This window comes from Planococcus sp. NCCP-2050, assembly GCF_023708025.1.
Taxonomy (GTDB): domain Bacteria; phylum Bacillota; class Bacilli; order Bacillales_A; family Planococcaceae; genus Planococcus.
Map to the genome: position 1 here is coordinate 211501 of NZ_BRCX01000005.1, position 21681 is coordinate 233181.

Annotated in this window: 15 protein-coding genes and 2 pseudogenes; 4 read left to right on the forward strand and 13 right to left on the reverse strand. The window is 39.9% G+C overall.

What is annotated here, in order from left to right:
- Positions 1 to 99: 99 nt before the first annotated feature.
- Entirely contained in the window at positions 100 to 771 is a 672-nt protein-coding gene (locus NFU07_RS15265; protein WP_251479542.1) for a Type 1 glutamine amidotransferase-like domain-containing protein, read from the reverse strand.
- Positions 772 to 1007: 236 nt separating this feature from the next.
- Between NFU07_RS15265 and NFU07_RS15270 the strand changes: the two genes are divergently transcribed.
- Both NFU07_RS15270 and NFU07_RS15275 read left to right on the forward strand, forming a co-directional pair.
- A complete protein-coding gene (locus NFU07_RS15270) occupies positions 1008 to 2030 on the forward strand; it encodes an STAS domain-containing protein (RefSeq protein ID WP_251479543.1) in 1023 nt (340 codons plus the stop codon).
- A gap of 161 nt (positions 2031 to 2191) precedes the next feature.
- A complete protein-coding gene (locus NFU07_RS15275) occupies positions 2192 to 2647 on the forward strand; it encodes a hypothetical protein (RefSeq protein WP_251479545.1) in 456 nt (151 codons plus the stop codon).
- A 104-nt stretch (positions 2648 to 2751) separates the two neighbouring features.
- On the opposite strand, the gene NFU07_RS15280 is transcribed toward NFU07_RS15275, so the two are convergent.
- The 8 genes from NFU07_RS15280 to NFU07_RS15320 all read right to left on the reverse strand — a co-directional run bounded on the left by NFU07_RS15280 (position 2752) and on the right by NFU07_RS15320 (position 14324).
- On the reverse strand, positions 2752 to 5022 hold the full coding sequence (locus NFU07_RS15280) for an ATP-binding cassette domain-containing protein (RefSeq protein WP_251479547.1): 2271 nt from the start codon (positions 5020 to 5022) through the stop codon (positions 2752 to 2754).
- A gap of 295 nt (positions 5023 to 5317) precedes the next feature.
- Positions 5318 to 5911, reverse strand: a complete 594-nt coding sequence (locus tag NFU07_RS15285) for a DUF4230 domain-containing protein (RefSeq protein ID WP_251479549.1) — start codon at positions 5909 to 5911, stop codon at positions 5318 to 5320.
- 187 nt (positions 5912 to 6098) lie between these two features.
- Entirely contained in the window at positions 6099 to 6722 is a 624-nt protein-coding gene (locus NFU07_RS15290) for an EcsC family protein (RefSeq protein ID WP_235198326.1), read from the reverse strand.
- 345 nt (positions 6723 to 7067) lie between these two features.
- Entirely contained in the window at positions 7068 to 7910 is an 843-nt protein-coding gene (locus tag NFU07_RS15295) for an aldo/keto reductase (RefSeq protein WP_251479561.1), read from the reverse strand.
- Positions 7911 to 8023: 113 nt separating this feature from the next.
- On the reverse strand, positions 8024 to 9502 hold the full coding sequence (locus NFU07_RS15300; protein WP_397443739.1) for a phytoene desaturase family protein: 1479 nt from the start codon (positions 9500 to 9502) through the stop codon (positions 8024 to 8026).
- Positions 9503 to 9816: 314 nt separating this feature from the next.
- The gene (locus tag NFU07_RS15310) at positions 9817 to 11160 is read right to left on the reverse strand and encodes a PQQ-dependent sugar dehydrogenase (protein WP_251479563.1); all 1344 of its coding nucleotides are present in this window, start codon (positions 11158 to 11160) and stop codon (positions 9817 to 9819) included.
- A 733-nt stretch (positions 11161 to 11893) separates the two neighbouring features.
- Entirely contained in the window at positions 11894 to 13210 is a 1317-nt protein-coding gene (locus NFU07_RS15315; protein ID WP_251479565.1) for a hypothetical protein, read from the reverse strand.
- Positions 13203 to 14324 carry a hypothetical protein gene (locus NFU07_RS15320; protein WP_251479566.1) on the reverse strand — a complete coding sequence of 374 codons (1122 nt, stop codon included), beginning with the start codon at positions 14322 to 14324 and terminating at the stop codon, positions 13203 to 13205. Before NFU07_RS15320 ends, NFU07_RS15315 begins: the two co-directional genes overlap by 8 nt.
- 582 nt (positions 14325 to 14906) lie before the next feature.
- On the opposite strand from NFU07_RS15320, the pseudogene NFU07_RS15325 reads away from it, so the two are divergent.
- Together NFU07_RS15325 and NFU07_RS15330 are read left to right on the forward strand one after the other, a co-directional pair.
- Positions 14907 to 15107: pseudogene (locus NFU07_RS15325) on the forward strand (transposase); the annotation flags it as partial.
- A pseudogene (locus tag NFU07_RS15330) lies at positions 15094 to 15797 on the forward strand (radical SAM/CxCxxxxC motif protein YfkAB); the annotation flags it as partial. The pseudogenes NFU07_RS15325 and NFU07_RS15330, both read left to right, overlap by 14 nt.
- A 326-nt stretch (positions 15798 to 16123) precedes the next feature.
- Here NFU07_RS15330 and NFU07_RS15335 read toward each other — a convergent pair.
- The 4 genes from NFU07_RS15335 to NFU07_RS15350 form a co-directional block, all read right to left on the reverse strand.
- Entirely contained in the window at positions 16124 to 16882 is a 759-nt protein-coding gene (locus tag NFU07_RS15335) for an HNH endonuclease (protein WP_251479568.1), read from the reverse strand.
- Positions 16879 to 18141 carry an AAA family ATPase gene (locus tag NFU07_RS15340; protein WP_251479571.1) on the reverse strand — a complete coding sequence of 421 codons (1263 nt, stop codon included), beginning with the start codon at positions 18139 to 18141 and terminating at the stop codon, positions 16879 to 16881. The genes NFU07_RS15335 and NFU07_RS15340 overlap by 4 nt, the downstream gene beginning before the upstream one ends.
- Positions 18142 to 18304: 163 nt before the next feature.
- Entirely contained in the window at positions 18305 to 18487 is a 183-nt protein-coding gene (locus tag NFU07_RS15345) for a hypothetical protein (protein ID WP_397443740.1), read from the reverse strand.
- A gap of 137 nt (positions 18488 to 18624) precedes the next feature.
- On the reverse strand, positions 18625 to 21486 hold the full coding sequence (locus NFU07_RS15350; protein ID WP_251479573.1) for a DEAD/DEAH box helicase: 2862 nt from the start codon (positions 21484 to 21486) through the stop codon (positions 18625 to 18627).
- Between the last annotated feature and the right edge of the window lie 195 nt (positions 21487 to 21681).

A 21681-nucleotide genomic window follows, 5' to 3' on the forward strand; every position in this document is an offset into this window, starting at 1 on the left:
GCTCAGTCAGAGGTCTTCCGCTCGTGCTGTTCCCGCAGGAGTCGCCGCTTCCATTCCCACCAACCACTTTAGAAGAAAGTCATATGCATATATTAAGGATTAAATTAGCTCCGAAACAGACGTTTCATCCAGTTTCCGAATCTCTGCATGGGAAATCAAATATACATCGCCGAAGATATCGATTTTTTCTCCATTAACGCGAATGCCGCAATCCTTGTTCGACGCATAGATGTTCATTTCCTTCGATAAATGGGACAGCTCTTTTTGAACCATGTCCATATTGTTTTCCAGATCAAAATGGGACAGCACTGAAAAATCGTCAAGACCCACGCCATCGTAAACGGAACTCTCCTCTACTTCATATCCAAAGTTTCTTGAGCAGAGCCATTTGGCTGACATGTTAATGGCACCCGCACTTGCTCCGAGCACAACAGCCTCGCTTTTTCGGATTACATCCAGTAGTTCATATTCTGCCAAAAAGCGGTTTTGTTCAAGTGTATAGCCGCCCAACAAGAAAATGACGGAAGCATTCTGAAGCAAAGTATGAGCCTCATCCATCGGCACTTGAGAGTGGATCCGATGATATTCATCAAATTGAATCCCTTCATGAGCAAGCCACGACAGTTCCGCAGCCCCGTCTTCCTCATCAAGCCAAGGATTCCCGCTGATCATCACAAGCGACTTTCTGTCCGCAATATCCTTCTGTATCCACTTCCCGAGTTGTTCCGGAAAGAATTGCGTGAACCATCCTAAATAGTAATGTGTTTTCATATTGCCCCCCATTGATTTCCCCTTGAGTACACCATGCCTCCAAGAGATCTATCGATTATTTAAGTTTCCGAGAATTCTCCTGGAGTGATTATAACCCGCGTAGGTTCCGCTCTATAGACAAAAAAAATTTATTTTGGAGTGCATAGTTTTCTGCAGCTTAGGGAATAACATACGGAACTTATGTTCAACATTAGTTAACTAATGAGAATAGCCAGCAAATCGGAGGAGTACTTAAGATGACGAAAAAACAAATTACAGTCGGCGATGTGGATTTGAAATGGGATTTAGAGACAGCGGAAGTATTATTCGATGGCGGAGACGTCGTGTTCTTTTGGATTTCAGCCATGGAAACTTTCTTTGACTCCATCCGGGAAATAGCAGGGACGGAAGCAACAAAACTCGTGTTGGAAACGACCGGTTTCCGCCAAGGCGTCGTCGTTGGCGAAGGGTTTTTGCACATGAAAAATATCAACACGTCCAATGTAGTCGAATGGTTAGCTAATACATATGCTTCCGCTGGATGGGGGAAAGCCAAAATTGTGAAGATAGACGAGGAAACGAAACATTTCACTCTTCATCTACAGGACGACTGGGAATTTAAAATGAACCAGCAAAAACAGAAAGGCCTCGATGGCATATTTGTGCCTTCCCATTACGCCGGCGTATTCACCGGCCTTTTCGGCACGAACTTCTGGTACAAAACCGTCCAATATCAGAATGAAGAAAATGCCTACAGCATCGTTGAATACTATCCTTCCGACATCACCGTGCAATCGAACATCCACGAAATGTCCAGAAGACAGGAAGCTTTAAAGATTCAAGAACTCGAGCGAATGGTGGATGAGAAAACGAAGATGCTGCAGAATTTGGTGAAAGAAATTTCGTCCCCGATCATTCCGGTATTGGAAAATATCGTTGTCGTGCCGATGATCGGCAACTACGATGAAGACCGTTCGGAAGATTTGATCCTTAACACTTTGAGTGAATTGCCGAAACACCGGGCGCATTATCTTTTGCTTGACCTGACGGGACTGCACAAACATATTTCCGAACACACAGCACGGCTGATCGATAAACTCGGCGCTTCTGCCCGCCTGCTCGGCATCGAAACGATATTGGTCGGCGTGTCGCCGGAACTGGCAATGGTGATTGCCCAATCCGGCAACGACTTGAACAAATTCGAATGCCTGAAAAGCCTGCAGCATGGCATCTATTATGCACTCGGCAAAAGCGGACGGACCATTTCAAAAGCCGACTGATAATAAATTCTTCTCAAATCGCCTACTCTTTCATCTTATGAAAGCGGGGCGATTTTTCATTTCGATCAAGCGGATTCTTCTGATAGAGAGCCTATGGTTATTTACAGCAATAGGGTTTTGAATTATGATAGGACGAATAGTTTAATTGAAGGAGTGGCAACGTGAACAAATCCGTAACGAAACAAATGGGCGAAGTGCTCGAAGTATTTAACAGCCTACCGAATTGCACGATTGAACAGCAAGAGGACGGCCGGTTTTTGATTGCCAGCAGCAAACCGGTGCCTTGGAGTGATTCTCTTGAAAAGAAGGACCGGGATTCCCTGCATAAAATTGGGTACATCACGCCCCATAAAGCAGCCCTTGGCCTCTATATCGATTTCCCGCACGATTACTTGGACGCGGACCGGGTAGAAGACATCGTCAATCCTGAACGCACGTTAATGTACTACGCGCCAGGCGTTAAAGCGCCGACCGTGAAAAGTTGGTGGCGATTCCGGTCAAATGAACAGTTCGACAGCATCCATTTGGTTCTGCGAAAAATCGAACTGGACCTGTATGACTTTAAACGGGAAGACTGGATCGAGTTGATGAAAGAGATTACGGAAGTTCATCAGTGAATAGTGGTTTGCTTTAGCTAAGAAAATAAGACAAGGAAAAAACCTCCCAAGCTTGGGGAGGTTTTTCTATATGGTTCATCTAAAGAGAGTTAAAAATGAATCTTTCACCCCTCCACACCCTTCTTCAACCACTGCGCCGTCAACGTATCAGCCTCTAACATCTCTTCCGGTGTTCCTTCAAATAAGACTTCGCCGCCCCTTTTCCCGCCACCTGGACCCATTTCGATGACCCAATCGCTCGCAGCGATAAAGTTCAAGTTGTGTTCAATGAGGATGACCGAATTTCCTTTATCGACGAGCCCTTGGAAAACGTCTAATAGAAGTGCATTATCCTTTGTGTGCAGACCGAGTGACGGCTCATCCAGCAAATAGATCTGTCCTTCTTTTTTTAGGTGGCTGGCGAGTTTGAGGCGCTGCACTTCGCCCCCGCTGAGCGAACTGGTCGTCTGTCCGAGTGTCAGGTAGCCTAAGCCGACGTCTTTTAGCGTATCCACTTTTTTGATGATTTTCGGCATTTTCAAATACTGATTGGCTTCGTCGATCGACAGCTCTAAGATTTCCACGATATTTTTTCCTAAGTAACGATGCGACAAGGCTTCGTCGGAATACCGCGTTCCTTTGCAGGCTTCACAGGTGACCGTCACGGGATCCGCAAATGCCACGTCCGGCGTGGTGACGCCTTTTCCTTCACAGACCGGACAAGCTCCGGTCGAGTTAAAGCTGAACAATCCGACCGGTTGTCCGGTTTCTTTTGCCAGAATCGAACGGATGTCATCCATGATCCCCATATAGGTTGCAAGTGTCGAACGGCTCGACGTTCCGATGCTGCCTTGATTCACCGCAATGGTTTCGGGATAGTTGTCTGCAAATGCGCCGAACAATAAAGAACTCTTGCCGGAACCGGAAACGCCGCAGACCGAAACCAACACATTTTTCGGGATTTCCACACTGACATTCTTCAAGTTATTGGCCGAGGCATTTTTAATGGAGAAGCTCTCGTCCGCCTTTCGCGGATTTTTGTTGATGATGACTTTATGATCTAAATCGGTGATGGCGGAAGCTTTCTTCAAGCCATCCTGTGTGCCTTGATAAACCACTTCGCCGCCGCCCACGCCCGCTTTTGGACCCAGTTCGATGATTTCATCCGCCGTTTTAATGACCACTAAATTGTGCTCGATCACGACGACGGTATTGTAGTTGTCCCGTAAATCTTCCAGCATATGCGTCAGCATATCAATCTCCTCTGAATGAAGCCCGGCACTCGGTTCATCGAAAATATACGTAATGTTATTCAAGCTGCTGCCGAGGTGCCGTGCAATTTTCACGCGCTGCGCTTCCCCGCCCGACAATGTCCCCATTTTCCGTGTCAGACTCAAATAGCCTAGACCGAGATCCACCAATTGTTTGACACTTGGGTAGGCTTGCTCGGCGATGGAGGTGCCGACCGGATTTTTTATATTTTCCAGTTCACCGAGCAGTTCCGTCAGTTCCAGCCGAGCATAATCAGCGATATTGAGGCCGTTGATTTTGGATTCCAGCACTTTCGGATTCAATCCAGAACCTTCGCAGGTCGGGCACGGCGTATGGGAAGTCACCGCGAGCACATCTTCCTGGGAAACGTTTTTCAACTTCGTGAGGTCCCGGTTGATGTACAAGCGAATAAATCGCGGCAAAATGCCATCCCATTCGATGTTCCGGCTGCCCACTTTGTAATAATATCTGCTGAATGCCTGCTCGCCTTCCTTCGGGCCATAAACGAGCAGATTGTATTTATCTTCCGGATAATCTTGGATGGGAAGATCAGGGTCGAACAATCCGCCGTCCACCATCCATCTCCCTTGCCAGCCAGGAGGTGCGAGCGGTTTGAATCTCACCGCGCGCTCTCGCAGTGACTTCGAATGATCGATGAGTTTGTGGACATCCGGTGCCACGATTTCTCCAAATCCACTGCATTCCGGACATTTCCCGAAAGAACTGTCACTCGAAAACTCAGTAGCTGAACCGATCGATGGGCTGCCGATCCGTGAGAACAGAAGCCGGACGAGCGGATCAATGTCTGTATACGTGCCCACCGTCGAGCGCGAATTGCCCCGGACCGGTTTCTGTTCCACCACGACCACCGGACTTAAATTCTGCATCAAATCCGCTTCCGGCCGCTCATATCGCGGCATCTGGTGCCGGACATAAAGCGGATAATTCAACGTCATCTGTCTTCTGCTTTCGGTCGCAAGCGTATCAAAGACGACCGAACTTTTCCCCGAACCAGACAGCCCGGTAAACACATTTATTTTTTCTTTCGGGATATTCAAATCGATATTCTTCAAGTTATTTTCACGGAGTCCCCGCAAAATGATTTCATCTCTTTTATCTGGCATTTTGAAAGCCTCCTCCAAAATTCGTTCAGGTTTCCCTGCTAATTAAAAGGGTTCCCTATTTTGGGTGGGCTTACACAAGTGGGTATAAAAAAATCCGCTCCATAGTTGAATGAGCGGTTAAGCGGGAAGATTGGATTAAATTTATAAGAGAGGTCACGGAAGTTCATCAATGATTATTAATCACCTCAAAGATGAAAATAAGACCTGCCTCTCGAAAACAGATGGCAGGTCTTATTCATTTTTTAACTTAATGATAAAAATCTTTTAGAATTCAGCTTTTTCTAGAACAATATTTTCAATAAAACTCAATGACAATTTCCTCATCTTCATCGACTCTTAAGAAAGATTTCAAAACTTCCGCTGTTCTTTTATCTGCCTCCGTCAAAAATCCTTGGTCGATTTTCTCTTCTTCAAATTTCATTTTCTCTTCGTTAATATCATCAATAATTTCCTGAGTAGGAGGGTCTGAGAAGATATTTCCTTTTACATCTTCTATCTTCATGTTCTCGGTCTGCACAACATTATCGAGAATTTTTGCTTTTGGAACTCTGACTGTCACTCGGTTTGCCTCTTCATCGTCTATTATTTCTACTTTCGATAGATCGGATCCGGCTTTCAAATATCCCTTATACTCTATAAGCTTTATCGTCTCTGCAAAGCGAATATCAGTTAGTGGAATTTTCTTGTCATCCCGGTTTACCATTGCTTTACTATACTCATACTCTAGCGTAGCTAATTCTGATATTTCTACAATTCTCTCTTGTAGCAAGGATGTATGAGAGCTTTGGCTAGCATTGCTTCCAATTGGCTTAAATTGAAGTAAAAAAATTAAACCAACTATTACGATGAGTAACATTGAAATAATAACTCCGACTAATCTTTTTTTCATCTGTATGTGCTCCTTACATATTATTACACTTGATAGGGCAGTAAATTAATCTGTCTCTCTGCTTTTAATACGAATGAATGTATTAAATTAATTTATCTCGTAAAACTTCTTAACGTTTGGAAGTGCCAGTCTTTAAATATAAAGCTTAGGAAGTATGGTCCCTAGAAGATATTCTTAAACACTTTGCTCAAACAAACACTTTCTTAGCAGTCTTCCCAATTATCCCCGTTCCTATTCCGTCGACTGTCCCCCCGATAATTCCCCCAGCTATAGGTATTGCTTTACCTAAATTCACTACACCTTTTTGCCCGAACCTAGTTACCAGTCTAAAACCGACTTTTTTATTTATTGCTTTAATGACTTCACCAGGTATTCTCAGGACGGCTTGTTTAGCGAAGGCATTTCCTGCTTGGATGCCAGTCTTTTTTAATATATCCGAAGCTGATTTTCCTGTTAGACATACAAAAACGAAAGTTTTAACTTGATCGTCTTTTAAGTCATAACCTTTCATATGTGCAATAGCTGCAATCATTCGAACTTGTACATACATTACAGAAGCAATATTTGCGGGTAATGTAACAGGCAGAACAATTATCCCACCTAACCCCGTAAGAAAGCCACTAGTGGCTGCTTTTGTATTTTGCCACCGAATTAAGCTGTCGATAGCTTGATCAGCAGTATCATGTTTCGATAAAAAATTCTCGGCCATTTCATAAGCTGAATCCGTTCCTGGAATACCATCTAATGATTTTTCATATGCCCAATCCAACATTTTTTCTATCTTACCTATGGAAACTTCATTTGCAGCCACACTATTCCTCCTAAATAAAACTAAGTTTATTGAATTTTAGTTTAACAGGTGTTCAAGAAAATAACTCCTTATTTTTTAATAAAAGGATAAAAAAGTAAGGAATGACAGAAAAAATTGAGCGGAGCATATTTGTTCCTAAATTAATTAATCTCATATCAAAGTTTCTACTCAAAGGTTAATTCGATTAGTCTTAAATTAATCATCTCATTCTCTAATTCGAAATTATGATTTACTTTGTTATTAGTTCTGTTCATAAAAAAAGAAGCGCCTAGTCTAACCGAGCACTTCCTTACAAATTATGATTTTGGTTCTGCATATTCTGTATACCAAACAAGTTGAAAATCCTTAAAACTCCTCATGCGTCGCCGGATCCATCCCAAATAATCTGCCATCTGGACGACTCATTCCGGCAATTGCCGTCATTTCCGCTTCGCTTAACTCAAAATCAAAAATATTAATATTTTCCCGTTGCCGCTGCGGCGAAGTGGAACGCGGAATCGAAACCGAACCGATTTGGTATTGCCAGCGCAATACTACTTGCGCAATCGTTTTATGGTGGTTTTCGGCAATCTTTCGAACTGTTTCTTCCGACATGATATCAGCCGCTCGCGCAATCGGGCTCCAGGACTGCGTTTGAATCCCAAGTTGTTCGTTCACGCGCCGCTGCTCTTCCTGGTTGAAGAACGGATGCAGTTCTACCTGATTAATACTCGGCGTAACACCTGTCTCTTGAATAATGCGCTCCAAATGTTCCGGCAAGAAATTGCTGACGCCGATCGAGCGGACCAGTCCCCACTTCTGCGCATCAATCAAAGCTTGCCACGCTTCTACGTAAAGATCCTGTTTCGGAAGCGGCCAATGAATCACGTAAAGATCGAAGTAATCGAGATTCGAACGGTACAGCGATTCCTGAATCGCTACCATTGCTTTTTCATAATTATGATAACGTCCCGGCAGCTTCGAAGTAATCCATAACTCTTCGCGAGAAATGCCGCTGCGCTTGATGCCTTCCCCGACGGCTCCCTCGTTCTCATAATTATAAGCCGTATCGATCAGCCGATAACCGGCGTTGATTCCGCTGCTCACCGCATTCGCTCCGGCATTGCCCCAAAGTCCATATGTACCGAGCCCCGTCACCGGCAATTTCGTTCCATCATTCAATGTCACTTCTGGTATCGCTTTTTCCATTCACTTTCACTCCTCTCAGTTCTAATTCAAGGTTACTCTTAGAAGGAAATAAACTCAAATTATACTGATTTCTCCGTTATACAATTCATTTTGGCACGTATGCAGTAACAAAATTAAATCAGCCGATGTCCGGCAATCGACCGCGCGGCATGGATACCGCTGGTTGCAGCGCCAATTGTGCCGCCGCCCGGAAACACATGATCTCCGCAGATGTAGAGATTCGGCAGCCCGGAGTGGTGGGAAACGGAATTGAAGAGGGAGGCATCCAATGTTTGTGGAAATCCGCCGACAAAGCCGTTCGGCCTTCCGGTGAAACGTTCCCAGCCTTTCGGCGCGCCGGTTTCCATGTGGACGATCGCATCTCGGAAACCGGGAACTACTGCTTCAATCGCTTCCAGCATCCGTTCTGTCAGCCTGCTGCGGGTGGCGTCGTATTTTTCTTTCGTATTCCAATGCTGCGCTTCGGAATGAGTGGAAATCGTCATAGTCTGCATGCCTTCCGGGGCGCGCAGCCGGTCATCCGGAAGTGATGCTGACATGAAAAAGTGGCCGCCTTCCGACATACTTTCGCCAGTGGAAATTTGGCGGAACGGCGGCAGCGGTTCGCCGAGCTTCGTGGAATCCACCGCAATATACAGCGTCAGCGTCGTCCACATCGGTTTTACGGTCGCTTCGCGTAACGTTTTTTTCAGTTGGTTTAATTTATCCGGCGCCAGGATTTTCGGCAACTGATGGACCGGGACGTTGAGCACCACATCTTCCGCTTCATATACATTGCCGCGATGATCCCACGCTTGCCACACGCCGCCGTGCCGTTCGAGTTTCTGGACGGTGCGCGGCTTTTTTATGGTGCCGCCGTGCTCTTTGATGCTTTCGGCCATCTCTTCTGCCAGACGGTAAAGTCCACCCGGCACGTAATAGGCGCCTTCATGGTAGATATCGAGAGCCACTGCTGCAAGCAGATACGAGACGTCTTCGCTGCCGGTTTGCATACTGTCGATCAACAAGCCGTCCAGCATGTGACGAAAAGCGGCCAGATGATCCAGTCCATGCTTATGCAGGCGCTGCTCCAAGGTTTGATTGGCAAATGGCAGAAGCCGCGCATGGCGAGGGCGGATGGAGGCGGACAGAAACGCCCATTCCTTGAGAGTTGCAGGCGGTAAAGCAGGAAGCGGCCCCATCAGCGTCCGAACAGTTGAAGCGGTCCGATAGATTTCTTTATAAAACTTGCGAATATTATGTTCATATTTTGGGAATTCCTGTACAATGCGATCGACATGCTGTTTGCGGTCTTTCAAAAATACAAATGTTGCATGAGGATGCACCATTTCCATCACTTGGTCGAGCGGTTCGAGCGGCATTGACTTGTCCAGGAAACGGAATACCCGCTCATGAATGCCGCCCGCCTCCAGCCCCATGCCAAGCGTGGCGCCGACCGGAAACAGCAGCTTTTTACGCTTGAACTTGCTCGCGCATCCGCCCAGTTCCGCCGATGCTTCGAGCAGCGTCACCTCCATGCCATGCTTCGCGAGCAGCGAACCCGCCGTCAATCCACCGATTCCCGCTCCAACGATCAAAACCCGTTTGCCCATGATCCAGCCTCCCTTTTTCTTTCATCATGCCGATAATCAATAAAAATAGCTACTAAAAAAACCGACTGCAAGAGCCGGGCTTCAGAATGTTTACAATGGATGTCTTTACGAAGGCAATCTCCAAAGCACAACAGGAAGATTACCTTTCCAGCTGTCTTCAAATCGTTATTGTGCCGAAACATTCATGAACAATAAATTTTACTGATAAAAATACGAAAGCCGTATCCACTAACCATTGAGGTTAGCGGATACGGCTATTTCTTCATATACTTCTAGTTAGTACACTGAACCCTTTTGACACAGGGACGCGTCTTTTATTCACCTGCAGCAGAAATCTTATAAATCTTACCGCCATCAGTGGCTGCAATAAGCGCGCCATCCTCCGTTACAAGAATATCGCGGAAACGTTCGCCTTCGTCAGTCAGTAGACGCTCTTCTCCAACGATGGTGTCATCTTCAATAACAACACGTGCAATATAGCTCGATACTAAACCACCGATGAACAAGTTATTCTCCCATTCAGGAATTGCGTCGTTATCATAAAATGAACTGCCACTTGGTGCACTTGTTGGGTCCCAATAATATCTTGGTTCAATAAAACCTTGCGCTTCGTGCTCTGAAATCCCATCATTGATCAATTCACCTGTATATTCAATCCCATAAGAAACAATCGGCCATCCATAGTTATTGCCTGGTTCAATAATATTCAGTTCATCCCCGGCTTGTGGACCGAATTCGACAATCCATAAGTCTCCTGTTTCAGGGTGGAAGTCCACACCTTGAATATTCCGGTGACCGTAGCTGTAAATACCGTCCAATGCGTCTTCATCTTCGATAAATGGATTCGTATCCACTGCTTCCCCGTCTTGTGTAATGTGAATGACTTTACCTAAGTAAGCATCTAAGTCTTGCGCACGTTCACGAATTGGATCATCGGAACGTTCACCCGTTGTTAAGAACAGGTTTCCTTCTTCATCAAAGATAATACGTCCACCATAGTGCAAGTCACCATCATATGCTGGTTCGGCTTGGAAGATTACTTCAAAATCTTCAAGTGAGGCTTCATCTTCTGATAAAACACCTTTACCGACAGCCGTTAAAGTACCACCTTCAACGTCTTGAGAAAACGTTAGAAATACTAATCTTGAATCGTCAAAATCAGGTGCAATGGCGACATCAAGCAAACCGCCCTGACCTTCGCTATTTACTTCCGGTGTGCCTTCGATTGGTTCAGAAACAGCGAACTCATCAAGGTTTACAATAAGAAGCTCTGCTGAATCTCTTTGCGTAACAAGCAAGCGGTTCGGTTCAAACTCTTCCATCCCCCAAGACACGCCAAGACCGTCAACAATAACTTCCTCATTAAGTTCTGTTTCAGTCACTACTGCAGGTGCTCTTGTTTGTTCTGGAAATGCCGGTTCAAACTCAGTAACTTTAGGTTCAGTTTCTGCAGGCTCTGCATCTGAGCTTTCTTCTGTTGCAGCATCTGAGTCCTCAGTTGACTCTTCAGCTGAATCACCAGCACTTTCTTCTGTTGCAACATCCGGATCTTCAGTTGATTCTTCATTTGAAGTATCCTCATTGTTACATGCTGCCAAAGCCAATATAAAGATCAGCATTGAAAAGAATAAAAACCTTGACCACGAAACCTTCGTCATCGTTTTTCCTCCCCTTCTCAAAGTATTAAGCTGAATATCTATTAAAGTGCATCCTCTTGAAACCCAGTATCAAAATTGGTTAAGGCATCCTATATCATTATTAAAAGTACGAAACCCATTTAAAATAATGTTATCATAATTATTTGAAAATAAATAATAATCTTGCTTTTAATGAATTTACTAAATTCGTGTAAACACCTCTCTAGGAGCGGCACATCTCCTGACAACTCCAATTTCTGCACAAATAATAAAACTCTATCCCGCGAACCGTATGTTCAAAGGATAGAGTATCTTTTATATGCAATTGTAGTTTATAGTCAAAATCATTTAGTATTGTTTCTCTCCCTGGGAGGGGATTTCTGAATAACATATCTTCAAATAAGAAAAAAGACCTGTCACCCGAAATTGGATGGTGGGTCTTAAATTTTGGTTTAAATCCAGTTTCCGAAGGAGCGTCACAACCCTCAAATATTTTATAATGGTGAACAAATATAGAAAACCCATTTAAGAACAGTAATGTTATAAAGCTATTAATGAATGCTATATATAATATAGTGTATTTTCAAGATTGAATAGAATATTTCATCCCAGCCAATGGTCAACTCTGGGTACATAAGAGAGTCGTCGAAAAACTGATTATTTGGCGACTCAATTTTTCACCTCACGTCGCTAGAAATAAACTAAATAGTTTCCGTAAGAAGGAGTCGTTCAATGAAAAACACTAAACAATAAATCATTTAGAATTTAATGAATCCCATTCCATGTCTATGCTCTCCCTATTCCTTATAATCATTTCCGGCTCTTTGGTTCTTGTAGAGACCAAGATCATTGAGTGACATTCTTTTATAAATGCAATCCATTGAGGTAGGTTAAAAGACAAAGGATCATTACCAGAAGCAAACACTTTCAGAGCATTTCCACTAGTAGCGATTAGATGGGAGAAAAATAACATTTTGTGCAGTTTCATATTCAATTGTGTAGCTCTGTATTCTTTTTCTAAAACTGATTCGTTTATGTTCAATGAAAGTACTTCTTTTGAGGTCAGATGATCGCTCAATAAATGGTAAGCTTTCACAATAATTTCTATTACTGCTGGACCACTCGACATAGTTGCAAAGTGTCTCAAATCATATCCCTTCAAATACATATACCTTGTGATATCAGCGACTGTTCTATCCTTTTCTCCAAATTCCCCAAATTGAAGAAGCTGTGTTAAACCCCATCCCGGTATTGGCAAACCCATTTTTGTACAAACGTCGGAAATACAATGTCCGATCCAAACGAGAGGAGTAAAAAGCACAGATTCAAAAGCAAGAGGATCTTCTTCCGCTACTGTTTTTACCACATGAAAATTTCCTTTTGCATCGATAGCAGTCATTGATCCATTTATTGTATCAAACACGCTGAAAAACAATCCAATCAAAGGGTCATGTGCTAAATTTAAAAGTCGGTGAGTCTTAGGAGTAAAACCTGCAATGTCGGGATTTATGCTCTGATCATAGGGAACTTTACATTTATCTTCCAACCATTTAAAAACACCTGTGAGGTCTCCTTCTTCATCTACTCCTAAATTTTTCTTTAAAAAAGTAGTGGGATGAAACTTATCTGAATAAGCTTCTCCATCCATTAGTTTCTCTCCAAACAGCTTGAAAGTTATCTTGCCATTGGGTGTTCGCACCATAATAATATCAATCAATGCAGCAAGAATCCCAGCAGATCCAACTATCGCCCAATCAGTGGCTGTAAGGCTAGGAAGTAAGGAGGGGCTTTCGTATATTTCTTTCTGTACTTGTTCACTGATTTTCTCTTTATTTATTTTGAGAAATAAATTATTTTCCCATTCTAATTGGCCCTCTAACTGAGAATCATACGAAGGAAAATCCTTTATATTATTTTTTTTTAACATTTTTTCTATTTGCTTTTGCATTTCGTTTATTTCTTTTTCGTTCTCAATTTGTCTTCCCTGCACCTCTTTAGTATCTTCATTTAAGTCGTTTAATTTCGTTTCTATTTCATCAAATTCGCCATCAAAGTCTATAATTTTACCCATTTGAAATAGCTCCTTCGATTAAATCGGAATTCTGATTGTAAACTTTCTTCAAGTATTCAAGTGATTTCTTTAAAATTTTTATCTGTTCAGCATTCCCTTTCTCATTTCGCTCAAGTTCTATTAGTCTTAGTTTCTGCGCCTCGATAAATCTCTGCTGTTCTTTCAATACTTTTTGAGCATATTTTACATCCTTTTGTGCAAAGAGGATGATTTCCTTCATTACAACTTCAAGTTTCGCTGCTTGCTGTAGAGTAAAATCAGATGAAGAACTTAATAGAGCTCCTGCCACCGTTCCACTAGTAGCACCTAATATAGTTCCTCCCCCAACGATTACTGCTATTCCGCCAGCCATTCCAAAACCACCAGCAGCTATTGCTCCACCTCCAAGTGCTGCCAGCCCAGCACTTATTGCTGCAGCGCCTGCTAATCCGGCAGGTGCTGCTAATCCAGCAACGAAAGGAGCTGCCAGTCCGCCAGTGATTCCAATGACGATAGCCCCGGCGATTCCCCCTGCTAGTACCTTTGTCCAAAACCCTGAAATGCTCCTTAAAGAACTTTTGTAAGTACTTTTATACTTATCTATGAAAGAAGGATCTATTTCTAGCATGGCAGCTATTTTAATAAGTTCATCTCTTACTACCTTTTCATTCATTTTAAGTTTTTTATATTTATTTTTATCTTCTAAATCTAGCGGTGTATATGGAACGAATAACGTTGTCTCCAACAAAATCAAGTAAAATTGAGTATTTAAATTTTGTGATTCCAATTTAAGTTTTCTAATCAGTTTAATAATTCCTTGGCTATCCTGGAGTATAGATAAAGGTCTGTAACTGCTACCTTCTCCTATCGCTTCACTACCAACAAAGTTGTCGCTTGGCGTCTTGCCATCAAACTCACGAGCAGCAAAACTCTTTAATGATTCCTCCATTGTTTCTTTCCATTGCAAAAGCCATTCCCCTTTTTTTTGACGAATAGAACTGGTTGATTCTAACACTATATCTGAGGAGACTAAACGATATTGAAGACTATATAATAATCTAGTTTGTTCAAGAGTAAGACCTAAAAAACTAAAGTGCTCTTCTTTTCGATTAAATTTCTCTTTACTCTCTTTCATAATTACTCACATAATCCCCTTCCAGTATGTTCTAACTCGTTGTTATTGGTATTATCCTTTGACTCTTCCTAACTTAAAAACTTTCTGTAAAATAACGTTGTCGAGAAACGTCTTTTTGTCTTACAGAAAATTAATGATTATTAAGTAAACCGATCCAATATAGTTTTTCTTAAACGCTAAAGAGCTGTGAACCGACACACGAGCATAGAAAAAACAGTGCCGTCCGAATTTCCTAAACAAAATAAACCCTAGACAATATTCAAAGAAGTGAGGTATTAATTTTACACTTTTCCAGTTGGTAATTCTTTTACAAGAATTTAAAATACGAATAATTAAAATCCATTGTTAGATTCCCCATAATAGATTCTTTATTTTTTATAATTGCTAAAACAATCATATTACAATTAATGTATAAATAGTAATTAAAATTATTCATATATAAACAGTTAAAAAGATCTAACTTTTAGGATTCGGCGAGAGCGTAAAATATCTTGTGTAAATGAATGAATAAATAGAAAAAGGAAGGCCTTTTCTTGTAGAATTAAGTCACCACAACCAATTCACAGAAAAGAGGCCTTCCCTATGACTGAGTTTACAACAGATATCATGCAAGCTCTAGTAAAAAAAGAAAACATCTCCGAAGTTTTCCGCAAGCATCTGGAGACAGCAGTTATTACGCTCCTTCAGACCGAACTCACGGCTTTTCTGGATTACGAAAAATATGACCGCATCAGCTTCAACTCGGGCAATTCCTGGAATGACATCTACACGCGTCGTCCGCACCCAAATGAATTCGAATTTGACGAGGCCGCTTGACCGCTATATGGAAATCGCGCCTTACTTGGATGTCCTGCACATTTCCCATAACTGGGGCACGATCGATGATTTTGTCGATGGCGGGTTTGCCAATATGGAACGCAAACCTTCCAGAGAACGACGGGCCGAACAGTTTCAGCGTATGATCGACAACAGCCGTGCATTGTCCGAGGCAGGCATGATGGTGTCGGCAGAAACGATGCTGAACAAACGAATATTGCCTCATTTAAAGAACATCCACAAGCAGATCATGGAAGAAATGAAATGCGTGCGCGACGAAAATGTCTGGATGTTATTCGGCACCTTGCCGTTTTACCCATGCAACCAAAACGAAGAAGACACTAAATTATTGAATCGCATCCACTCAAGCAAAAACGTCACCGTCCGCAACGACCCGGATAGCCGCTCCCGGTTAAACGTCAATATTTTCACCGGCGAAGTCATCGTCACTGATTTTGACGATACACCGGCGATGGGCAATATCCAGAATGATTCACTGCCCGCCATGCTTGACCGCTGGCTCGAACGGCCGTTAGCGAAAATGATCGGCTGCCATTGCCCGGTGGCAAAATGCTTTGGTGACCGAATTCGTTGGTGAAAGATTCCTATTACCCAGAAATGGATTTCACCATCCAAAAATCAAAAATTACCGTTTAATTTGAAAGCCCAATTTAGTGTGGAAGATTCCAACTAAATTGGGCTTTTTAAGGCTTCAGCTATGAGAAACAAACCTTTACTAGAGACAGTCAAAAATTATGTATTGCTCCAAAAAGGTCTTTGTGAATGGCTCAATTATGAATACTTAGAACTCCGCTGAAAATATGAAAACCACCTTCGAAATCGATTGGTTCGATTGAAAGTAGCTTTATCTCTATGCAATTGCAGTTTATTAACATATATAAGACCGCAACATTAGACAAAACTTTATTTTCTTTACAATTTTATTTAGTAATCCTGTCCTTTTATACAGGCGACTCTTACATTTATGTTAATAATTCAGAGTTAACAAGATTTTTTGCTTCCTCGTAGATTGTGTTGTTTTTTAAAAAAGCTATTGTAAAAGCAGAATACTTTGCTTCACTTGTTTTTAGCGATTCGATTAACTCTAAAGAATTATTCAATTTTATTATACGGTTATGCCTTGCTCTTCCACTCTCTAAGTTTTTCAACTCTGATAACCAGTTGTTTAATTCTACTATATACGCACTTAAACTGACCAGTAAATCTGCCCTTCCTTTAAAAAGTCTCGGCGAATTCAAATCAACTTCCTGTATTGTTCTATCGGCCTCTGTTTTTACTTGCTGATCTTTTTTCGGAATGATAAATAAGCTTTCATATTCAAAGTAGTCTTCTGGATCAACTTCGCAAGGATTTACTATTGGATAGCTTTTGGTGTCTAAATTTCCTTTTGCTCCATTACACTTTCTACATACAGGCAAAAGATTCCCCCATTCAAAAGTTAGCTCTGGATATTCGGACTTTGGAGCGAAGTGCTCAACTTCTATATTCCCGCTTTCCCCCGGCTTACTCTCGCAAAATGCACATTTATAAATACTCATTTTAAAAAGAGCATCTTTAATTTCATCATGTCTGTAATGTCCAATCAAAGCCTCTTTTAGGTCTTTAGGAATACTTTTATATCCGCCATATTGATTCACTGCATCTATTAAGGCACTCTTCCATTGAGCCGCATTAGTAATTAGGGCATTGGGAGGGGATTTAGGCCTTTCTAAATAAATCAATTCCCTTCCTCCTCTGTTAAGTTTAATTGTGCTAATTTCATTTTCAACACTTCTGCTACTGTATCAGCTGGATGAATTATATTTTCCATTTGAAGCAGCGTCTCTTTCAAACCATTTTTATCTTCTTTCTTTATAAAATTATATGCTTGATTTATTAATTGCGAATAAATTTTATTTTCGAGACTATTAACATTCATAATGTCTTCTAAAATCTGATCCGTGGTCCAGCCCGAATAACTTTGTTCTTTAGGTTTAACATTAAAAGTATCTTCACTCGGTATAGTGATAATTTCTCCGCTTTCTGCAGAGGCAATAATATGAGGGGAATGTGTTGTTACTATAAATTGTAATTCAGGAAATATAGTCTTTAAAGATTTGCTGATTGTTAACTGCCATTCTGGATGAAGATGAACGTCTAATTCATCAATAATTACAGTGCCCTTCGCTTTTCTAACTTCTTGCCCTTCTCTTTCATTTGTTGATTCGACCCATTCAAAAATACTTAACACAATGGAAAGGATGGACTGAAATCCTGAAGATAATTCTTCTAAGTAAGTTTCTTTTCCATATAGAGAAAATTTCGGTTCCAATTCTCTTCCAATTTCTATAAAGGAAAAATCACTATCTGCTGGAGCTAATAATTTCAAATTTAAAAGCAACCAATTCCAATTTACTTTTTCAATTTCAGCCCACTCTTTATCAATAATAAAATACCGATTTATCAGCCACTGTTTAACATTCGGGAGATATGTACCGTTCAAACTAGCAGCAGCATTATCTCGATAAAATTCTCTACGTTGACTCGGACCTTCTTCTCTTGACATTCCTTGTATCAATTGATACGAGAATTTTCTATATGCACCTATAAAAAGTGGAGCAAACACAGGAATAACATCTTTAATTGTAGTAAAGACAAAAGATTGCCGATTTTCTTGACTAGCCGGATAATTAAGATTCTTAAACCTCGTACTTCTATAACTCGTAGTTTCAGCCCATCCTGTGCCAAACCCTATACGATAATTTCTATTATTACAAGTGAAATCGGTCCATAATTCTGAGGAATCTCCTATCCTCGAATCCTCGATTGAAGAATGTGAAAGACACATCGCTATTGCTCTAAGAATTGAAGTTTTTCCGCTTCCATTTGGGCCAACTAAAAAATTAAAACCTCTGTTGAATTCTACATTAATTTCTTTAAATTTTCGTAAATTCATGGCATGAACTGATGTTATATATAAATTTCCTTCTTCATTATGCAAAATTATTCTCCTTTTTAACCGCTACATAATTGTTTTTTCAACATATCCATCAACAAGTATGACAGCTTTTATTTGACTTTTATCTCATTTTATTTTTTCAACAGCATACTTAACCAAAAAAAGTCTTAAACATGTGCCAAGTAGCATAATAGAGTAAATAATACTAAAAAACATTAAACCCACTTTCACTAAAGATCTGGGCAGGGCCTTTGCCTTTCTGATATTCCTTCACCGCATGGATTTTGAATTCCCGTGTGTACTGAATGGCCTGATTGGATACGGAGGCAACGTTCGGGTTCGCCTCCAAGATCCGTTGTTGGTGTTCACTGAAAATGATTTTACTCATCTGATTTTCTCTCCAGTCCAAGTTATCTAAATTTAGTATACCGGGGTCTGAAAACAGAAAAAAACCCAAAGGGGCCACTTTTTTTAAAGTGTCTACCATTTGGGGTGCGGTTCACACCAGGAGCACAATACTCCTTTTTATAAACTTTTTAATACATATGAAAAATATTTCGGAAATTTCGTTTCCAATACTTCAAGAATTTCATGTTCTTTACTCTTCAACTGTATTCTCACATACATCTTTAACGTAATATCTTTATTAATAAAGGGTAATATCTCTTGAACCACTACTCTGTCATTGAATCCTAAATTGTATAAAGATATTGTAGTTTCATTTGGTAAGCCTAATTTAATTCTTCTTTGAAAATAATTTAAAAATTCTATTAAATCTATTTGGTCAGAATTAATAAATTCTACAATTGCGCTAATTATTAAAGCTCCCTGATAAGAAAAAACTTGGTCACATAGCTCTACAACATCTGTAATCAAAAACTCTTTATTTTTGTAAAGTACTTGATTTTCTATAAAAGTCGTATATATACTATTATAACTTTCACCAGAGATCCATTTAAAAAATGCTCTCTTCACCATTTCTATATTATTTACATCTTGAATATATTCACTTGTAAATACTTCAACTAGCAACGGCCAAATTAAATCAGCAAGTTCTTCTATATTTAGTGTTTCTATTAAAATATCCTTATTCAAATCTGTCCAATTATAGATAATTCCAGCTTTTTTCACACCAAATAAAGTTTTTCCGATTACTTCAATATCTTCATCGTTCCCTATATTTTCTTTTATATTTTCAGTAATTAGTTTAAAGAGGAGTAAAATATCTTTTTTTCTCTCTTCTGTAGCTTGTGAATAAGCCAGTGATTGCTGAACTATATTATTTAAGAAGTCTAAATTTTCACCACTTCCTAAATTTCCCCAATGAGACATTACAAAACTTTCAATTGTCTCAATAATTTTTATGCGTTCTTTCACTTTATAAGCTACTAAAGAGTTGTGCTCATGAGCTGCCATTATAGTTTCTTGAGGAAACTTTATCAAATTCATTAAATACTTTTCATTCATGACATAAAATGTTTCACTTCTTTCTCCTCTTTCTATTGTTATATTTTCAAACATTTTATGTAATGAACTCTCTACCTCTTCTGAATTAATAGGATCAAGCATTCTTTTTATATTTGTCCATTTAGAACTTCTTAATGTCCTTACCCTTTCTGCGTAATATGAGGGATTCGCGAAAATTATGTTACCTTCAGTATGCATTCCTGCTCGTCCTGCTCTACCCATTAGGTTATGAAAATCCCTAACTTTAATTCTATTAATACCTTGTTGTAAGTTAGTTAATATTAAATACTTTATAGGAAGGTTCACACCTTGAGCTAAAGTAGAAGTACATATTATGAATTTACTTAAACCTTCTTTCATTGAATATTCTACTGCTGCACGCATACCCATTGGTACATCCCCAGTGTGGCTTAAAAAACCCAATCCCACACATTTAGTACTGTTAGCTTGTTCTCCTAAATTTTCTTTAAAGAGAATGTACATTTTTTCTAATTCTTGTTCGTCAGAATATACAAGAGGAGGTGGAACAGAAAGGTTTCTTTCATAAGCATCAATAATCTTCTTATAAATAGTATTTACAGATACTTTTGTGCCAGCAAAAATCGCTACACTTCCATTTTTTACTGCCTTTAACCCTAGTAGAACTGCAATTCCATTTACATCAGTCTTATCTTTAGGCAAATATCTTGGACTTGTTTCTTTTATTTTATTCTCTAGTCTTTCTTTAACAATCATTCTAGGCACAAAAAAATCTTCTTCATCTAAATTTTCATTATTTATATACTTTAATTGTCCATTTTCACTTCTCCAATCAACAAAAGCAATTGACCTATGTGTCGGAGAGTAGTTTAATCCTGAGACTTTTATACCTTTTTCACCATTTAGCCATACATTAATGCTATCCGCATTTTTTATTACTGCAGAAATCAATATCTTTTGAGACGTTTCAGGAATCAATTGATTTAAGGATGTTATTAACAATTCATATTTAACACCTCTTTCTCCACTGTCAAACTGATGTCCTTCATCGTAAACAACTAAATTTATTTCGTTTGCTATTTCTTGCGAATGTCTTAAAATATATATAAATTTTTCAGGAGTGGTAACTAAGATGGTATTTTGATCATCTAGTTCTCCAAATATAAAATCCTCTTGCAACATATCAGAAAGTTCATTTATTACAACTTCTTCATCTCTAAAACTAAATCTCAGAGAATCCGTTATTTCATGACACAATGCTTTAAATGGAGCCACTATTATTGCCAACTTCGTCCTATTTCCAGCAAAAGCGCTTCTTATTATTAACTCAATAGACTTTGTTTTACCTGCACTGGTTGGTAATTGTATAACCGCTGAATTACCAGAAAATACCCCTTTTTCACCTAAAAGCATCTGAGCAGGCCAAAACTCTTTAAAAATTTTTTCTTCTTTTAAATAAGTTTCCCAATATGCAATAGGTATCCCTGTATATAAATTTAAACATCTTCGTGATGATCTTTTTATTTTTTCAATCACTATAGCATAAATAATATCAGCAAATAGAAGCTCTCTTGCTGATCCTCTTTGATAAGCTTTTTTTTGAATTAGTGAAGTTACTTCTATCAGCTCTTTTTCATATACACCATATTTATAATAACTTTGTAAATAACTAAAAATATGTTTAATTTCTAATTTATAATAAAGCTCTGTATTGTCAATATCAGTGTAACTAGTATCCTTAAGTATTCCGGTTAACAAAATATCTAGCCCTTCGCAATCAAGATCTATTTCGTGAACACTTAGTTTTTTCGCTAGTACACTAGAGCTGCCTGGCAAGTCACAAAGGTAGTATGAAGACGCTCCTAAAATCAGCAAATATGTGTCTAAATCACTGTCTAAGTTAGAATTAATATAAGAATCAAAAAATTGAGCGGCAAACATAAGATTTTCATGATAATCTTTTTTAACATCATCTTTTGTATTTGATGATATGTTAGCTGAAACATCCCGAGAGCGTAAAATATCTTGTGTAAATGAATAAATAGAAAAAGGAAGACCTTTTCTTGTAGAATTAAGTCACCACAACCAATTCACAGAAAAGAGGCCTTCCCTATGACTCAGTTTACAACAGATATC